This window comes from Sphingomonas sp. RIT328 (assembly GCF_000632225.1).
GTDB lineage: Bacteria > Pseudomonadota > Alphaproteobacteria > Sphingomonadales > Sphingomonadaceae > Sphingomonas > Sphingomonas kyungheensis.
In genome coordinates this window covers 101921-117249 of record NZ_JFYV01000054.1, presented here as the reverse complement: position 1 = coordinate 117249, position 15329 = coordinate 101921, and the positions used below count along the sequence as shown (strand labels likewise).

Below are 15329 nucleotides of genomic sequence, written 5' to 3'. Positions count from 1 at the left end.
ATAGTCTTCCGATCGATACGGACGACACTAAACGCAACCTCTTCGCGTCTTCGTAAGATGGCAAATCCCACGCCGCACAGCGGTCGTCCGCGCGGACGCTACCGCACGAAGCGAGCCGCCAGCTCGACGTGGGTGGACCAGCGGAACTGGCCGACCGGCTGGACCCAGTCGATCCGCCAGCCGCCGTCGACGAGCAGCCGCGCGTCGCGCGCGAAGCTCGACGGGTTGCAGGAGACGTAGCCGATCACCTTCGCCTGACAGGCGGCGAGCGCCTCGGCCTGGTCGCGGGCGCCGGCGCGGGGCGGATCGATGACGATCGCGTCGAACCGGTCGAGCTCGGCGACGGTGAGCGGGCGGCGATAGAGGTCGCGATGCTCGGTGAACACCGGCAACTGGGCGCGCCCCGCCGCCGCCTTCAGCGCCGCCAGCGCATCGCGCGCACCCTCCGCGGCATAGACGCGCGCCGGCAGCGCAAGCGAGAAGGTGCCCAGCCCGGCGAACAGATCGGCGATTGTGCCTGCGCCCTGCGTCGCCTCGCGCATCGCCGCTACAAGCGCGGCCTCGCCCTCCTGCGTCGCCTGGAGGAAGCTCGCCGGAGGCAGCGGCACGGGCTGCCCGCCGAGCGTGATCGTCACCGGCCGCGGCTCCCACCGCGTCTCCAGCCCATAGCCGCCGTCGATCGTGAAGCGCGCGACGCCGTGGCGTTCGCAAAAGGCGGTGATCGCCTCCGCCGCATCGAGCCCGTCGGCGGTGAGGTTGCTCACCATCACGTCGAGCCCCTGATCGGCGAGCGTCAGATGGACGTCACCGCGGCGGCGGAAGCCGAGCGACTGGAGCAGGCCGCGCAACGGCGCGACGATCGCGAACAGCGCCGGGGCGAGCACATGGCATTCGCGCAGGTCGACGATGGCGTGGCTCTTCTCGGCGGTGAAGCCGAGCAGGATGCGACCGCCCTTCGCCTCGGCGTGCAGCGTCGCGCGGCGGCGCGTGTCGGGCGGCGAGACGAGCGGCGCACGCAGATCGGCGGCGAGCTCCTGCCCGGCGAGCGCGCTCGCCACCCGGTCGGTGACGAAGGCGGCATAGGCCTCGTCGTCGAGATGCTGGAGCTGGCAGCCGCCGCATTCGGGGAAATGGCGGCACGGCGGCATTTGGTGATGCGGGCCGTGGCTCAAGGTGCCGTCCGCGTGCAGCGAATCGCCGGGTGCGGCAAAGGCGGCGTGGCGGCCGTCGGCGGTGACGCCGTCGCCGCGGGCCGCGACGCGCAAGATGGTGTCCGAGGTCATGCCGTCGCTCTGGCCGCGGTCAGCGCATTTGCCAAGTCGTCGGCGAGGAAGCTGCGGCCGGCGATCGCCGCGGCGCGCGCGTGCAGCCAGACGCCCGCGTCGGCCGCCGCGAACGGATCGGCGTGCGGATGGGCGAGCTGCGCGGCGATCGTCCCGGCGAGCACGTCGCCGCTTCCTGCGGTCGACAGCCAGGGATTGCCGTGCGGATGGACGCGGCAGCGGGCGGCGTCGGCGACGATCGTCGTCGCGCCCTTGAGCACGACGATCGCTCCCGCGGCTGCGGCGGCGGCACGGGCCTGATCGAGCAAAGAGCCGGCGGGCGTGCCGAACAGCGCCTGGAACTCGCCCGCGTGCGGCGTGAGCACGACCGGCGCGCGCCGCGCGCGCAGGCTCCCGGGGTCGGTGAGGTGCAGCGCGTCCCCGTCGATCACCAGCGGCCGGTCGCCGGCGAGCAGCGCCGTCAGGCGGTCGCGCGCTTGCGTATCACGGCCGAGGCCCGGGCCGATCAGCACCGAGCCGATCCTCGATTCGGCGAGCGCCTCCGCATCATAGTCGCGGTGGACGATGGCGGCGGGGCCGCCCTGCCCGGCGTCCCCGTAGAGCGCGACATAGCCGGCGCCGCTCCGCAACGCGGCGATGCCGGCGAGCCGCGCCGCGCCCGCCATCGCGCCGGTGACGATCGCCACCATGCCGCGGGTATATTTGTGCGAGGTCGGGCCCGGCTCCGGCAGCTGCGGGGCGGACGCGACGGCAACAGTCTCATCGGCGAGAAGGTCGAGATCGATCCGCCGCACCGCGCCGCACGCCGCGGCGGCAGGATGTAGGACGTGAGCCGGCTTGAGCACGCCGAGCGCCAGTGTCAGCGTCGCGGGGTGGGCCTCGGCCCAGTCGGGCGCGCTGGCGGTATCGGCGTCGCTGCCGCTCGGCAGGTCGACGGCGAGGATCAGCCGGGCCGCGGCGGCAAGGCGGGCGAGCGTCGCGTCCTGCGCCGGATCTAGCGGCCGCGCGCCGGTGCCGAACAGGGCGTCGATCAGCAGAGCGGCGGGTGCGGCGGTCTCCAGCGGCTCGACCGGCCCGGCCCATCGCGCCCGCGCGGCCATCGCAGCCGCGGTGCGTGGCGGCGAGGAGGCGGCGACGCGGACGCGCTGCCCTTTGGCGGCGAGCAGGGTCGCCGCGACATATCCGTCACCGCCGTTATTGCCCGGTCCGCAGGCGACGAGGATGGCCTGCCCGGCGGCGAAGCGCAGCGCCGCGGCGGCGATCCCCTCGCCCGCGCGCTGCATCAGCGCCTCGACCGAACGGCCGGCGCGGATCGCACGCTCCTCGGCGGCGCGGGTCTGCGCGGCGGTGAGGATCGGCTGGCCGGCGCAGGCGATCATCGCGCCGGCTTGATCGTTGCGGGCAAGCGATAATGGTCGCCGCCGATCGCGACGTCGATCAGGCCGGACGCCGGAATGGTGACCCGCGCCGCCTCCGCGCCGTCGGCTGCGACGACACCGCGGCCATCGCGGGTGACGAGCAGGCGGTGGAAGCCGCCATCGGGATGACGGACGGTGAGCACCAGCCCGTCCGCGCTCGCCACCTGATCGACGGTGCAGACCGAGGCAAGCGCCGCGCCGCCGCGCGCGCACGGCACGGTGCCGGCGTCCGCCGCAGCAGCAGCCTGTTCCGATTCGACCGCGGCCAGCCGGTTGCCGTCCGTCGTCCGGTCCCCGCAGGCGGCGAGCAGCAGCAGAGCCGCCACCGCCGCGCCGCGGTCAGATATCCGCATAGACGTGCGTTTCGGCCTTGGCGCCGGGATGGGTGACGGCGCCCTGCCAGGCCGGGCCGACATTCTGTGCATAGCGCCACAATGCGCCCGACCCGTAATCGTTCACCCGCGGCGTCCAGGCGGTACGGCGGGCGGCGAGCACGTCGTCGGCGACGAGCAGGGCGATCGTCCCCGCCTCGGCATCGATGCGGATCGGATCGCCGTCCTCGACCAGCGCGATCGGGCCGCCTTCCGCCGCCTCGGGGCCGACGTGGCCGATGCAGAAGCCGCGCGTGCCGCCAGAGAAACGCCCGTCGGTGATCAGCGCGACCTTCTCGCCCATGCCGAGGCCGTAGAGCGCGGCGGTGGTCGAGAGCATCTCGCGCATGCCGGGGCCGCCCTTCGGCCCCTCGTAGCGGATGACGATCACCTCGCCCTCGGCGATCGAGCGCGCCTCGACCGCGGCGAAGGCGTCCTCCTCGCGGTCGAAGCAGCGCGCCGGTCCTTCGAACTGGAGGCGGTGCATGCCGGCGACCTTCACGATCGCGCCGTCCGGGGCGAGGCTGCCGCGCAGGCCGACGACCCCGCCGGTCGGGGTGATCGGCGTCCTGACGTCGTAGATCACCTTCTGGTCGGGATTCCACGTCACCTGGTCGATGTTCTCGGCGAGCGTCTTGCCGGTGACGGTCAGGCAGTCGCCGTCGAGCAGACCGCCGGCGAGCATCGTCTTCATCAGCATATAGACGCCGCCCGCCTCATACATGTCCTTGGCGACATAGCGGCCGCCGGGCTTGAGATCGGCGATATACGGGGTCGACTTGAACGCTTCGGCGACGTCGAACAGGTCGAAGTCGATGCCCGCCTCATTCGCCATCGCCGGCAGGTGCAGCGCGGCATTGGTCGACCCGCCGGTGGCGGCGACGACGCGCGCGGCGTTGACGAAGGCGGCGCGCGTGCAGATGTCGCGCGGGCGCAACTGCCGCCCGACCAGTTCCATCACCTGCGCCCCGGCGGCGATCGCGATCTGCTCGCGGCTGCTATACGGTGCCGGCGTCATGTTGCTGTTGGGCAGGCTGAGCCCGATCGCCTCGCCGACGCAGGCCATGGTGTTGGCGGTGAACTGGCCGCCGCACGCGCCGTGGCCGGGGCAGGCGACCTTTTCGAGCTCGTGCACCTCGGACAGCGGACAGGCGCCGGCGGCATATTTGCCGACCACCTCGAACACGTCAACGACGGTGACGTCGCGGTTCTGGAAGCGGCCGGGCAGGATCGACCCGCCGTAGACGAAGATTGACGGGATGTTGAGGCGGAGCATCGCCATCATCATGCCGGGCAGCGACTTGTCGCAGCCGGCGAAGCCGACCAGCGCGTCGTAGCAATGGCCGCGGACGCTGAGCTCGACCGAATCAGCGATGACCTCGCGGCTGACGAGGCTCGCCTTCATGCCCTGATGGCCCATGGCGATGCCGTCGGTGACGGTGATGGTGTTGAAGCGGCGCGGCAGGCCGCCCCCCTGCACCACGCCCGCCTGCGCCGCATCGGCCTGCGCATCGAGCGTCGTGTTGCACGGCGCCGAATTGTTGCCGGCGCTGGCGAGCGCGACGAACGGGCGGGCGATCTCCTCCTCACCGATGCCCATCGCATAATAATAGCTGCGATGGGGCGCGCGTTCGGGACCGACGGAGACGTGGCGGCTGGGCAGGCGGGACTTGTCGAACTGGGTCATGGCGACGCCCTATGTCGCGAGAGGCCCCGCCAACGCAAGCTTGTTACGCGTAATATCGGATACGCGCGCGCCGCAGAATGCGATCCTCCAGCGAAAAGTAGAGCGAGATCATCCCGTCCTCGATCACGGTCGAGGCGGCGAAGGCGATATCGGTCTTGGCGCGATCCTCGGGCGGCGGCGGCACGACGACCGGTTCGAGGCCGCGGCCAGTGACGGTGGCGAAGTCGGGCGAGAAGCTGATCCAGCCGATCCGCCAGCGTGCATCGAGCGTGGCGCCATTGTAGAACATCACCGGATCGGCGCCTGGCAGCTGACACACCGGGCCGGTCGACAGATGCCAATTGTCCCAGGATTCCGGGCGGATCGGAAACGGGTCGGCGAGCGACGTCCACGGATCGCCGAGATGCGCGGCCTGCGCGATGCCGATCCGCGACGCGCCGATGCCGCGTTCCTCGGCGGCGGCATATTCGTAGAACAGCCGCCAGTCGCCGGCGGGCGTCTGCGCGAACGTCGCCTCCTTGATATTGCCCTCGCCCTCCGGGGCCGCGAGCGCGACGCGGCGCTTGACCAACTGGTCGAGCGAGGGGCCGCTCGCGGCGATCAACACGCCTTGCGTCCGCTTCGCGTCGACACCGGTGTAATAGACGACATAGCCGCCATCCGCGTCGACGAGCACCGTCGGGTCCTCGCAGCCGCCGGCATCGGCCTCGTCGGCGTCCGCCCCCGGCGCGATCGCGAGCACGGCATCGAGCGTGAAGGCGAGACCGTCATCGCTCCAGCCGCTGGCGATCAGGCCGGTCGGGTCGGTCGGGCCGAGCGGATCGGGCACGCCGCGGACGAGCATGCGATAGCGGCCCTCCTCGCGCCAGACGAACGGGCTCATCAGATCCATGCCGTCGAGCGGCGAGCCGGCGGCGATGGTGACGGCGTCGAGCGCCTCGACCGTATAGGTCGGCATGGCCGCTCAGGCGCCCTGCGCGATGACGAGCGACAGGGCGCCGTCGATCGTCACGGTGGTGCCGGTGATATAATCGGCGGCGGGGGAGAGCAGGAAGGCGACGAGCGTCGCCACCTCGTCGGCGGTGCCGGCGCGGCCCCAGGGGATGTTCGCCTCCAGCTTGGCGCGATAGTCGACATCCTCGACCGCATGCTGGTTCATCGGCGTCAGGATCATCCCCGGCGCGACGCCGTTGACCGCGATCCGCGCCGGCGCCAGTTCGAGCGCCAGCGTCGCGGTCAGCTGCGCGAGGCCGCCCTTGGCCGAATCATAGTCGACGCCGCCGGGGCGCGGCGCGCGTTCGTGGATCGACGAGATGTTGACGATCCGGCCGCCCGCCTTGGCCGCCTCGGCCGCCCGGACGAAGCGGCGGCAGGTGAGGAACGGGCCGTACAGGTCCGACCGCAGCACGCGATCGAACTGGTCGAGCTTCATGTCGACGAGCCGCGTGCCGCTCATGTTGAGACCGGCGGAGTTGACCAGCCAGCTGGCGGTGCCGAACCGGCGTTCCGTTTCGGCGAACAATGATTCGACCGCCTCCTCGCTGGAAACGTCGCACTGGACGGCATGGGCCTGCGCCTCGCCGCCGGCGGCCTGCACCACCGCCGCGGCGGCGGCGGCATCGCGGAAATAGGTGAAGGCGACGCGCGCGCCGGCCTTGGCAAGCGCGGCGACGCAGGCCGCGCCGATTCCGGATTCGCCGCCGGTCACCACCGCGATGGGCGTATCGGTCACGTCAGTCCCCCTCTCGACACATCATCAGCGGCTCAATGCGGGCGACGGGCGCATCGTTCCGGTGACAAATGCGTCATCCGACGGGTAGCCGCCGGGACAGGCGCGCGGGTCGGATCCCGTCCACGGACAGGATCAGGGCGAGGAGCGGGCAATTGTTACCGGGGGCCGAGCCCCCTCGCCTCACAGCGCGTCGAGCGCCTTGGCGACACCGTCCATGGTGAAGGGCTTCTGCAGGACCGGCCGGTCGCGGAACTGCGCGTCGACGCTGTCGTCGCTGCCGCCGGTCGCGAAGATGAAGGGGATGTCGCGCGCCGCGAGCGCTTCGGCGATCGGCGTGCTCTTCTCGCCGCCGCGCAGATTGACGTCGAGGATCGCCGCATCGATGCCGCCGTCCGCGACCCGCGACAGCGCGCCCGCGACCGTATCGACCGTCCCCGCCGAGGTCTTGTCGAGCACTTCGAGGAAGTCTTCGAGCATCATCGCGATCAAGGGTTCGTCCTCGACGATGAGGATCTGCGTAGGAGAAGCCATGATCGGCCCTTACCCGTGCCGGTCCCGCCTTGCCAACAGGTGATTTCGCCGGCGGGTCCCGCCGCGGGCCGGGCGGCGATGCTCGACAGCCGCCCGGCCCGCGCTAAGCTGCTCCCGATCAAGTCGGAAGGGGCGACGATGCATAGCGAAATCCTGCAACCCATGGTGGCGCTGATCGCCTGGACGTTGGTGATGCTGGTCTGGACGATCGCGACGCGGCTGCCGGCGATGCAGGCGGCCGGGATCGACATCACCCGCCTGATCGGCAGCAAGGCCGCCGACGCCGATCGCGCGCTGCCGCCGTCCGTCCAGTGGAAGGCGCATAATTACAACCACCTCACCGAGCAGCCGACGCTCTTCTATGCGGTGGCGACGGTGATCGCGATCAGCGGCACCGGCGATGGCGTCAACGCCCTGATCGCCTGGGCCTATGTCGCGCTGCGCGTGCTACATTCGCTAGTGCAAGCGACGGTCAACCGGGTATGGCCCCGCTTCATGCTGTTCCTCGCTTCGACGCTGGCGCTCGCCGCGCTCACCCTCCACGCCGCCATGGCGGTGTTCTGATGGCCAAGGGTGAGGTGTTCGAGCGGCATCGCCAGCCGTGGACGCAGGACGAGATCCAGAAGCTCCACTTGCTCGCCAAGAAGGGCATGGCGCTGAAGGCGATCGCCAAGGCGCTCAAGCGCAGCGAAGAATCGACCAAGGAGCGGGCGAAGGCGGACGGTCTGTCGATCGCCAAGTTGCGCTAGGGATCAGCCGAACAGCCGCCGCGCGCTGCGCTCCAGCATCATCAGCTGCCACAAGGTCCGGCCATGATCGGCGCGGCCGCTGCGGTGATCGGCGGCGATCCGCGCGACCTCCGCCATGTCGAGCCAGCCGCTCTCGACGAGGATGCGCGAGCGCGCCAGCCCCTCCGCCTCGTCGGCGAGGGCGTTGCGGAACCAGGCGCTGATCGGCGTGACGAAGCCCATCTTGGGCCGGTAGAGAATGTCGCGCGGCAGATAGCGTTCCAGGCTGCGCTTCATCAGCCATTTGCCCTCGCCGCCATGCAGCCGCATCGCCACCGGCAGCGTCGCGCAAAATTCGACGAGCCGATGATCGAGCAACGGCTCGCGCGCTTCCAGCCCGACCGCCATGCTGGTCCGGTCGACCTTGGTGAGGATGTCGCCGGGCAGCCAGATCATCATGTCGGCATATTGCGCGCGGTCGAGCGCATCGCGCGCCGGGGCGGCGCGCATCGCGGCGATATAGCGGTCCTCCGCCCGGTGACCGCCGAGCGCATGCCGCGCCGCCGGGCTGAGCAGCCGCGCCCGCTGTTCGGGCGTGGTGACGCCGACCGCGCGCGCATAGGCCTCGTCGCCATCCGCGGCGAGCGCGAGCAGGGTCGTCTTGGCGCGCAACGGCCGCGGGGCCCAGTCGGCCTTGGGATAGAGCCGGCCGAGCGTGCCGAAGCCGGCGCGACGCCAGCGGGCCGGCATCAGGCCGCGCACCCGCTCCTCCGCCGCCTGGAACCGATAGCGACGATAGCCGGCGAGCATCTCGTCGGCGCCGTCGCCCGACAGCGCGACGGTGACACGGCTGCGCGCCAAGGCCGCGACCTGATAGGTCGCCAGCGCGCTCGCATCGGCGAACGGCTCGTCGAAATGGTGGACGAGCGTATCGATCAGCGCGGCATCGTCCGGCCGGACGACCTGGGCATGGTGATCGGTGGCGAAGCGGCGGGCGACGGCGGCGGCGTGATCGCGCTCGTCATGGCCCGCCTCGTCGAAGCCGATCGTGCAGGTGCGCACCGCCGCCTTGCTCGCCTCCGCCATCAGCGCGACCACCGCCGAACTGTCGACCCCGCCCGACAGGAAGGCGCCGAGCGGCACGTCGGCGACCATGCGGCTGCGCACGCCGTCACGCATATGGCCGAGCAACTGTTCGCCGAGCGCCTTGGCCGAACCGGTGGCGCGATCGGCGAAGCTGAGGCTCCACCAGCGGCGCGGGCGCGGCACGCCCTGCCAGCGCTGCACCTGGAGAAAATGCCCGGCCGGCAGCTTGCGCACGCCCGCGATCATGCAGGCATCGTCCGGAACATAGCCGAGCGCGAGGAAATCCTCGATCGCGGTGACGTCGGGGACGCGGCGGAGCAAGGGGTGGGCGAGCAGGCCCTTGAGTTCGGAGGCGAAGGCGAGGCTGCCGTCGGACAATTCGACGTAATGAAGCGGCTTCACCCCCATCCGGTCACGGGCGAGGAACAGCGTGCCGGTGTCGGCATCGTGCAATGCGAAGGCGAACATGCCGTTGAGCCGTTCGAGCAGCGACGGCCCCCAGGCGCGCCAGCCGTGCAGCAGCACCTCGGTATCGCCCTCGGTGACGAACACCGCGCCGCGGCGGATCAGGTCGGCGCGCAGCTCGGCGAAATTGTAGATCTCCCCGTTATAGGTGACGGCGAGCGCGCCGGAGCGCATCGGCTGCGGCGACCCCTCGAGATCGATGATCGACAGGCGCCGGTGGCCGAGGCCGACGCCCGGCGCCGTCCAGACGCCCTCGCCGTCCGGACCGCGATGCGCCTGCGCCGCGATCATCGCGGCGACGCGCGACGGATCGACCGGTTTGGGCGTCTCGGGATGGAAGATGCCGGCGATGCCGCACATCAGCGTGCGCCTGCGATACGATCGGCAAGGTCGCCGATCGGGCCGAGCGCCGCCGCCAGCGCGGCGATATCAGCGCGCGCATCGCGGCCGGGCGTCACCTCGGCGGAGAGATGCACCGCCATCGCGCGCTGCGAACCGCCGAACAGCCGTGCCTTCATCGCCTCGATCTTCACCACGCGCTCATCCGACGTTACCATTCCGCCGACGACGTACCATGTCGTGACGATCCGCTCCACCGGCCCGGCCGCGGTGATCCGCATCGAAGCGCCACCGGCGATCGGCGCCGCGTCGGCCACGCGGACCCAGCGATCCTCCTCGCGCAGCACGCCGGTGCCGAAGGCGCCGATCTTATGCCCCTCTCCCTGCGACGCGAACACCGCGACCGCGACGTCGACCGCGGCACCCTGGCGGGCGTAGCGACCGAACAGGCTATGGTCGGCACCGGGATAATAAGGCTGCCACGGAGCGGTGCGACTGAGTGGCGCGCGCCGCCAGCCGGCGAGCTGCGGCAGGTCGATCCGCGCCGGCAGCGGCGTCGCGCGGCGGGCGATCGTCACGCTCCACAGCGGCCCGGCCGCGGCCACCGCGACCGTCAGCAGCGCCGCGATCGGCAGGCCGATGCGGTGCCCGCGCACCGGCGGCAGCGTCGCCGGATCGAACGCCGGCGCATCGGGGGGGCGATCGAACCAGCGCCAGCCGATCGCCAGCACCGCCGCCATCACCAGCCCGAAGAACAGCCAACCATAGACGATATGGTCGAACCCCGTCGCCGCCGCGACGCTGGTCAGATGCGCGGCATAGATGGTGGCGAAGGCGCGGATGCCGTTGGCGAGCACCGGCACGATCAGCGCCGCGGGCAGGAACCAGCCGCGCCGCTGCCACGACCGGAAGCACGTCGCGGCGACGAGCGTCGCGAAGGCGAACATGGCGATGACGAATTTGGCGCCCGAGCACGCTTCGGCCACCTCGAAGAAGTAACGGCCGGCGTGGATCAGCACGCCGTTGGAACTGGCCGGCACGCCGAACAGATGCAGCAGCGGCATCACCATCCGCACCGTCACCGCCTGCAACGCGGGTTCCAATTCCTCGCCGAACGGCACCAGGAACAGCGCATAGCCGAGCGGAAAGGCGAGCCCCCGCGCGACCTGCGGCCCGAGCAGGGTCAGCACCGTGCCCTGCAGCATGACGACGAGGCCGAACTGGCGGGCGAAGCTGACCGATCCCGCCTCCCCCATCAGCCAGCCGACGCCGCCGAGGGCAACGAGGGCGAGCCCCGGCCACCAGGCGGTCGGCGCGAGCGCGCCAAGCTCCGGGCGGCGCTGCCAGACCAGCCAGGCGATCACCGGCCCGATGAACAGGCAGTGGCCGAAGGTCGTGCTCGTCCACCAGATCGTCACCAGCCGGGCGACGTCCTCCCGGAACAGCAGCAGGATCGCCGCCGCGGTCAGCGTCAGTGCGATCGCATGCCGGCGCCAGCGAAGGGCTCTGTCGGCCGTCACAATCCGAGCAGCGCGTCGAGCGGGGCGAGCCGCGCGGTCCAGTCATAGCGTTCGATGACCCGCGCCCGCGCCGCGGCGCCCAGGCCTGTCGCCTGCGCCGGATCGTCGAGCAGCGCGGCGATCGCCGCGACCTGGGCGTCGGCATCGTCGGCGACGCGGAGGGTGCCGGCGTGATCGATCCCCTCGGCCGCGGCGGCGGTGGCGACGACCGGGCGCGCCATCGCCATAGCCTCCAGCACCTTGTTCTGGATGCCGCGAGCCAGACGCAACGGCGCGACGCAGACGGTGGCGGCGGCGAGCCACGGCCGCACGTCGGCGACCGCGCCGGTGACGATCACCGCCGGCGAGGCCAGCGCCTGCACCGCCGCGGTCGGCGCGCGACCGACGATCGCGAGACGCAACGTGGGGTATCGGCGGCGTAGCGCGGGGAGGACATCCTGCGCGAACCACCTCACCGCCTCGACGTTGGGGCGATAGTCCATCTGGCCGGTGAAGACGAGCAACGCGCCCTCGGCGGCGACATCCGTAACGGCAGCGGGGGCGAAGGCGGCGGCGTCGATGCCGTTCTCGACCGGAACGATCCGGCCCGTCGCGCCGCCCTCCCGGAACAGCGCCGCCTCCGCCGCGCTGACGAACAGGCTGGCGTCGACGCGAGCGGCGACCCTCCGCTCGAATGCGCCGAGCAGTCGGGCTTCGCGCCGCATCATCCAGCGCATCGGCGGGCTACCCTGTTCGGCGAACCCTGCGAACTTCGCCGAATCGACGTCGACGAAATCCATCACCGCCGGCACCCCCGCCGGCAGATATTGCGCCATCTGCCCCGAAAAGCAGTAGACCGCATCCGCGCGCCGTGCCGCCACCGCCCGCCGCATCCCGGCCGAGGCGAAGGCGGTGAGCGACACCGGCAGCCCCTTGGCGAGCGCGGCCAGCGCCGCGACCGCCTGTGATCGGGTGCGCGGGATCAGCGTCACGCTGGCGAGCCCGGCGAGTTCGGGCGGCGCCACCTCCCCCGCGCCTTCGCTGAAGGCGACGAGGTGGATGCGCGCGCGCGCGGCGAGATGGCGGAGGATGTGGTAGCTGCGGATGCGGTCGCCGCGGTCGGGCGGAAACGGCACGCGATGCGCCAGGAACAGCAGCTCCATCAGCCGAGGCCGCGCGAAATCCACGGCCCCAGCCGGTTGGCGACCGGCAGCGGCAGCCGCTGCCACGTCTTCACCATCAGCGCATATTTGGGATTGAGCGGATTGACCTCGCGCGCCGCCCCTTCGCTGTGCCGGGCGTAGAGGCGCGGCACGCCGGAGAAGCCCCAATTCTTCTTGAACGCCGCGGCCCCGGTGCCCGTCTTCGATCGCCCGAAGTCGAAGCGGGTGCAGCCGCGCGCGCGGGCGTGGCTCATCAGCGCGAAATACATGCGGTCGTTGGCGCGCAGGCCGCGCGCCGCGGTGGTGCCGCCGCCCCAATAGGGAAAGACGGTGCCGGCGAAATAGAGGCTGAGCACGCTCGCCACCGCACGCGCGCCGCTGCGCACGGTGAGGATGTCCGCATCCATCTCGTCCAGCACCGCGCGGAACAGCCTGGCCGGGAACACCGGCGTGCCGAGGTTGCGCACCGACTCGCCATAGACGCGGTAATGGTCGGCGAGCAGCGCGGCGCCGCCCGCCTCCACGTTCAGGTCGTTGCCGAGCGCGCGCCGCACCTCGGCCCGCTGCTTGCGCGGCACGGCGAGCAGTTCGGCCTCGTCGTCGGCGGCGAGATCGCGGGCGAAACCGAGATAGGAGGTGTCGTCGGTCTGCCAGCCGTCCGGCGCCGGACCGCCGCGCAGCTCGACGCCGGGGCAGCCGAGACGCTGCGCCAATGTCCAGGCCGTTGCAGCGAGCGCTTCGACGCCCTCCCCCAATATCCCGCCGTCGACGCCGAAACCGGTCGACACCAGTGCCTTGCCGAACAGCGGCGAGCGCATCGCGGTGAGCGGCAGCACGCCGGCGATCGCCCCGCCCCGCTCCGCGACGAGATAATGCGCGCGCTGACCGCAGCCGCGCGCGACGCTGCGGCTCCACGCCGGCAGATGGAACGGGGTCGCCTGCGGCTGCGCCCGGACGAACGCGTCGATCGCGTCGCTGTCGCGGCTATCGACGAGATCGGCCTCGCGCACCGTCGGCACGGTCACGACAGCCGTGCCGCCTCTGCCGCGACGACCGCATCGACCCGGCCCCAGTCATGGCGTCCGATCAGCCCGCGCAACTTGCCCGCCATCGCGCCGAGCCGCGAATAATGGCGCACCTTCGATCGCAGCGGGGCGCCGGCGACGCGCGGCTGCGCCGGATCGACCTCCCACGGATGGAAATAGAAGATGCCGGCATGGCCTTCGCCATTGACCTGCCGCACCGCATAATCGGTCAGCGCGGCCGGCAGCAGCCGGAAGAAGCCGCCGCCGGTCGCCAGATGCCGCCCGCCGATCCGCGCCACCGTCACCGGCAGTTCGATCAGCGGCGCATCGGACAGCGGCCGGAAGGCGAAGCGCGGCGCGTCGCGCCAGCCATAATGATCGTGCGCGACGGGGGCGACGCTCGACGAATAGGCATAGCCCGCCTCGGCAAGTACGTTGAACGCCCACAGGTTGCGCGTGTCGATCGAGAAGCTCGGCGCGCGATAGCCGGTCACCGGCTGGCCGGAGGCATCCTCCAGCGCGGTGCGCGCGCGGGCGAGGTCGGCGCGAAAGGTCGCGGCGTCCATCGTGAAGACGCGCTGGTGATCCCAGCCGTGGCTGGCGATCTCATGCCCGGCCTCGGCGATGCGCCGGATCAGCGCCGGGTGACGCGCCGCCACCCAGCCGAGCGTGAAGAAGGTCGCCCTGACGCCGCTCTCCGCGAACAGGTCGAGCACCGCGCCGGTATTGTCGGCGACGCGGCTCGGCAGCCTATCCCAGTCGGCCTTGTCGATCACCCGCTCGAACGCGCCGACCTGGAACCATTCCTCGACGTCGACCGACAGGCCGTTGCGGACGGCGCTACGCGGCATGGTCCCACGCCGCCGGAGCACGGATCGGAACGTGATCCTCGCGGATCTCGGCCGCGCCCGCCGCCATCACCGAGGCGGCGGCGGCGGTCTCCTGCCGGTCCGCCTCGACCCAGTCGACGAGCAGCGTCAGCACCCGCCGCAAGGCGCCTTCCTGCTGCGCGACGCGTGCCTCCAGCGCGGCGAGCCGGGCGGCGACCGCAGCGGGCAGCTCGGGCGCGGCACCGGCTTCGGCCGCATCGGGGGCGGCGCGCGGGACGAAGCGGCGAACCGAGCTTTCGGCGGGCGCCGGCGCGGGCGCCTCCGCCGGTGCCGCCGCCGTGTCAGCCGCGAGCATCGGCAGGTCGTCGTGGAGATCGCCGACCACCTGCCGCACGATCGCCCCGTCGATCACGTCGAGGTCCTCGACCGCGGCGTGGAGCATGACGCGTCCGGCGAGCTGATTGAGCCGCCGCGGCACGCCGCCCGATCCTTCGTACAGCGCGGCAAAGGCGTCGGCGGCGAAATCGGGGCGGCCCTGCCAGCCGACCACCGACAGCCGATGCGCGATATAATCGGCGACCTCGTCCGCCGCCATCGGCTCGAGATGGTGGATGGCGATGATCCGCTGGCGCAATTGCTCGAGCCGGTCGGAGCCGTGCAGCCGTTCGCGGAACTCGGGCTGGCCGAGCAGCAGGATCTGCAGCAGCGCATGACCGCCCGCCTGGAAGTTGGAGAGCATGCGCAGCTCTTCGAGCGAATCGACCGGCAGCGCCTGCGCCTCGTCGACGATCAGCAGCGTTCGCCGTCCCGATCGCGCCACCGAATGCAGCCCGCGCTCGATCGCGGTGAGCAGTTGCGCCTTGGCGAGGCCATGCGGATCGACGCCGAGACCGGTCGCAACGATGCGCAGCAGATCGTCCGCCGGCACTGCGGTCGAGACGATGGTGATGACGTTGAGCGCCTGCGGATCGATCTGGCCGGTGAGATGGCCGACCAGCGTGGTCTTGCCCGCGCCGATATCGCCGGTGACGACGATGAAGCCCTCGCCCTGCGCGAGGCCATAGCCGAGATAGGCCATCGCCTTGCGGTGCGTGGCGGTTTCGAACCAGAAGCGCGCATCGGGCGTCAGCTGGAACGGCCGCCCCGATAATCCGAAATGCGCGTCGTACATA

At 71.5% G+C, this 15329-nt stretch carries 15 protein-coding genes; 2 read left to right on the top strand and 13 right to left on the bottom strand.

Annotated elements, in window-relative coordinates:
- Positions 1 to 98: 98 nt before the first annotated feature.
- The 7 genes from BW41_RS18250 to BW41_RS18220 form a co-directional block, all read right to left on the bottom strand.
- Positions 99 to 1283: a class I SAM-dependent RNA methyltransferase gene (locus BW41_RS18250; protein WP_037536373.1), complete on the bottom strand. Its 1185-nt coding sequence runs from the start codon at positions 1281 to 1283 to the stop codon at positions 99 to 101.
- The gene (locus BW41_RS18245) at positions 1280 to 2662 is read right to left on the bottom strand and encodes an NAD(P)H-hydrate dehydratase (protein WP_037536371.1); all 1383 of its coding nucleotides are present in this window, start codon (positions 2660 to 2662) and stop codon (positions 1280 to 1282) included. Before BW41_RS18245 ends, BW41_RS18250 begins: the two co-directional genes overlap by 4 nt.
- Positions 2659 to 3054: a hypothetical protein gene (locus BW41_RS18240; protein WP_037536370.1), complete on the bottom strand. Its 396-nt coding sequence runs from the start codon at positions 3052 to 3054 to the stop codon at positions 2659 to 2661. The genes BW41_RS18245 and BW41_RS18240 overlap by 4 nt, the downstream gene beginning before the upstream one ends.
- Positions 3041 to 4759: a dihydroxy-acid dehydratase gene (gene ilvD / locus BW41_RS18235; RefSeq protein WP_037536368.1), complete on the bottom strand. Its 1719-nt coding sequence runs from the start codon at positions 4757 to 4759 to the stop codon at positions 3041 to 3043. Before ilvD ends, BW41_RS18240 begins: the two co-directional genes overlap by 14 nt.
- A gap of 43 nt (positions 4760 to 4802) precedes the next feature.
- Positions 4803 to 5717: a glycosidase gene (locus BW41_RS18230; protein ID WP_037536366.1), complete on the bottom strand. Its 915-nt coding sequence runs from the start codon at positions 5715 to 5717 to the stop codon at positions 4803 to 4805.
- A gap of 6 nt (positions 5718 to 5723) precedes the next feature.
- On the bottom strand, positions 5724 to 6491 hold the full coding sequence (locus BW41_RS18225; protein WP_037536364.1) for an SDR family NAD(P)-dependent oxidoreductase: 768 nt from the start codon (positions 6489 to 6491) through the stop codon (positions 5724 to 5726).
- Between the two features lie 180 nt (positions 6492 to 6671).
- Complete coding sequence (locus BW41_RS18220; RefSeq protein ID WP_037536362.1) at positions 6672 to 7022, bottom strand: response regulator; 351 nt, start codon at positions 7020 to 7022, stop codon at positions 6672 to 6674.
- Between the two features lie 138 nt (positions 7023 to 7160).
- Between BW41_RS18220 and BW41_RS18215 the strand changes: the two genes are divergently transcribed.
- Together BW41_RS18215 and BW41_RS18210 are read left to right on the top strand one after the other, a co-directional pair.
- Positions 7161 to 7586: an MAPEG family protein gene (locus BW41_RS18215; protein WP_037536495.1), complete on the top strand. Its 426-nt coding sequence runs from the start codon at positions 7161 to 7163 to the stop codon at positions 7584 to 7586.
- Positions 7586 to 7771, top strand: coding sequence for a hypothetical protein (locus BW41_RS18210; RefSeq protein WP_037536360.1), 186 nt, complete (start codon positions 7586 to 7588; stop codon positions 7769 to 7771). The genes BW41_RS18215 and BW41_RS18210 overlap by 1 nt, the downstream gene beginning before the upstream one ends.
- Before the next feature lie 3 nt (positions 7772 to 7774).
- Here the strand turns inward: BW41_RS18210 and BW41_RS18205 are convergent, their stop codons facing one another.
- The 6 genes from BW41_RS18205 to BW41_RS18180 are packed head-to-tail and all read right to left on the bottom strand — an operon-like array spanning position 7775 to position 15328.
- Entirely contained in the window at positions 7775 to 9661 is a 1887-nt protein-coding gene (locus BW41_RS18205; RefSeq protein ID WP_037536358.1) for an XrtA/PEP-CTERM system amidotransferase, read from the bottom strand.
- The gene (gene xrtA / locus BW41_RS18200) at positions 9661 to 11160 is read right to left on the bottom strand and encodes an exosortase A (RefSeq protein WP_051583670.1); all 1500 of its coding nucleotides are present in this window, start codon (positions 11158 to 11160) and stop codon (positions 9661 to 9663) included. Before xrtA ends, BW41_RS18205 begins: the two co-directional genes overlap by 1 nt.
- On the bottom strand, positions 11157 to 12302 hold the full coding sequence (locus BW41_RS18195) for a TIGR03087 family PEP-CTERM/XrtA system glycosyltransferase (RefSeq protein ID WP_037536352.1): 1146 nt from the start codon (positions 12300 to 12302) through the stop codon (positions 11157 to 11159). Before BW41_RS18195 ends, xrtA begins: the two co-directional genes overlap by 4 nt.
- Positions 12302 to 13327, bottom strand: a complete 1026-nt coding sequence (locus tag BW41_RS18190; protein ID WP_037536350.1) for a FemAB family XrtA/PEP-CTERM system-associated protein — start codon at positions 13325 to 13327, stop codon at positions 12302 to 12304. The genes BW41_RS18195 and BW41_RS18190 overlap by 1 nt, the downstream gene beginning before the upstream one ends.
- The gene (locus tag BW41_RS18185) at positions 13324 to 14178 is read right to left on the bottom strand and encodes an XrtA system polysaccharide deacetylase (RefSeq protein ID WP_037536348.1); all 855 of its coding nucleotides are present in this window, start codon (positions 14176 to 14178) and stop codon (positions 13324 to 13326) included. The genes BW41_RS18190 and BW41_RS18185 overlap by 4 nt, the downstream gene beginning before the upstream one ends.
- Positions 14168 to 15328, bottom strand: a complete 1161-nt coding sequence (locus BW41_RS18180; RefSeq protein ID WP_037536346.1) for an ExeA family protein — start codon at positions 15326 to 15328, stop codon at positions 14168 to 14170. The genes BW41_RS18185 and BW41_RS18180 overlap by 11 nt, the downstream gene beginning before the upstream one ends.
- Between the last annotated feature and the right edge of the window lies 1 nt (position 15329).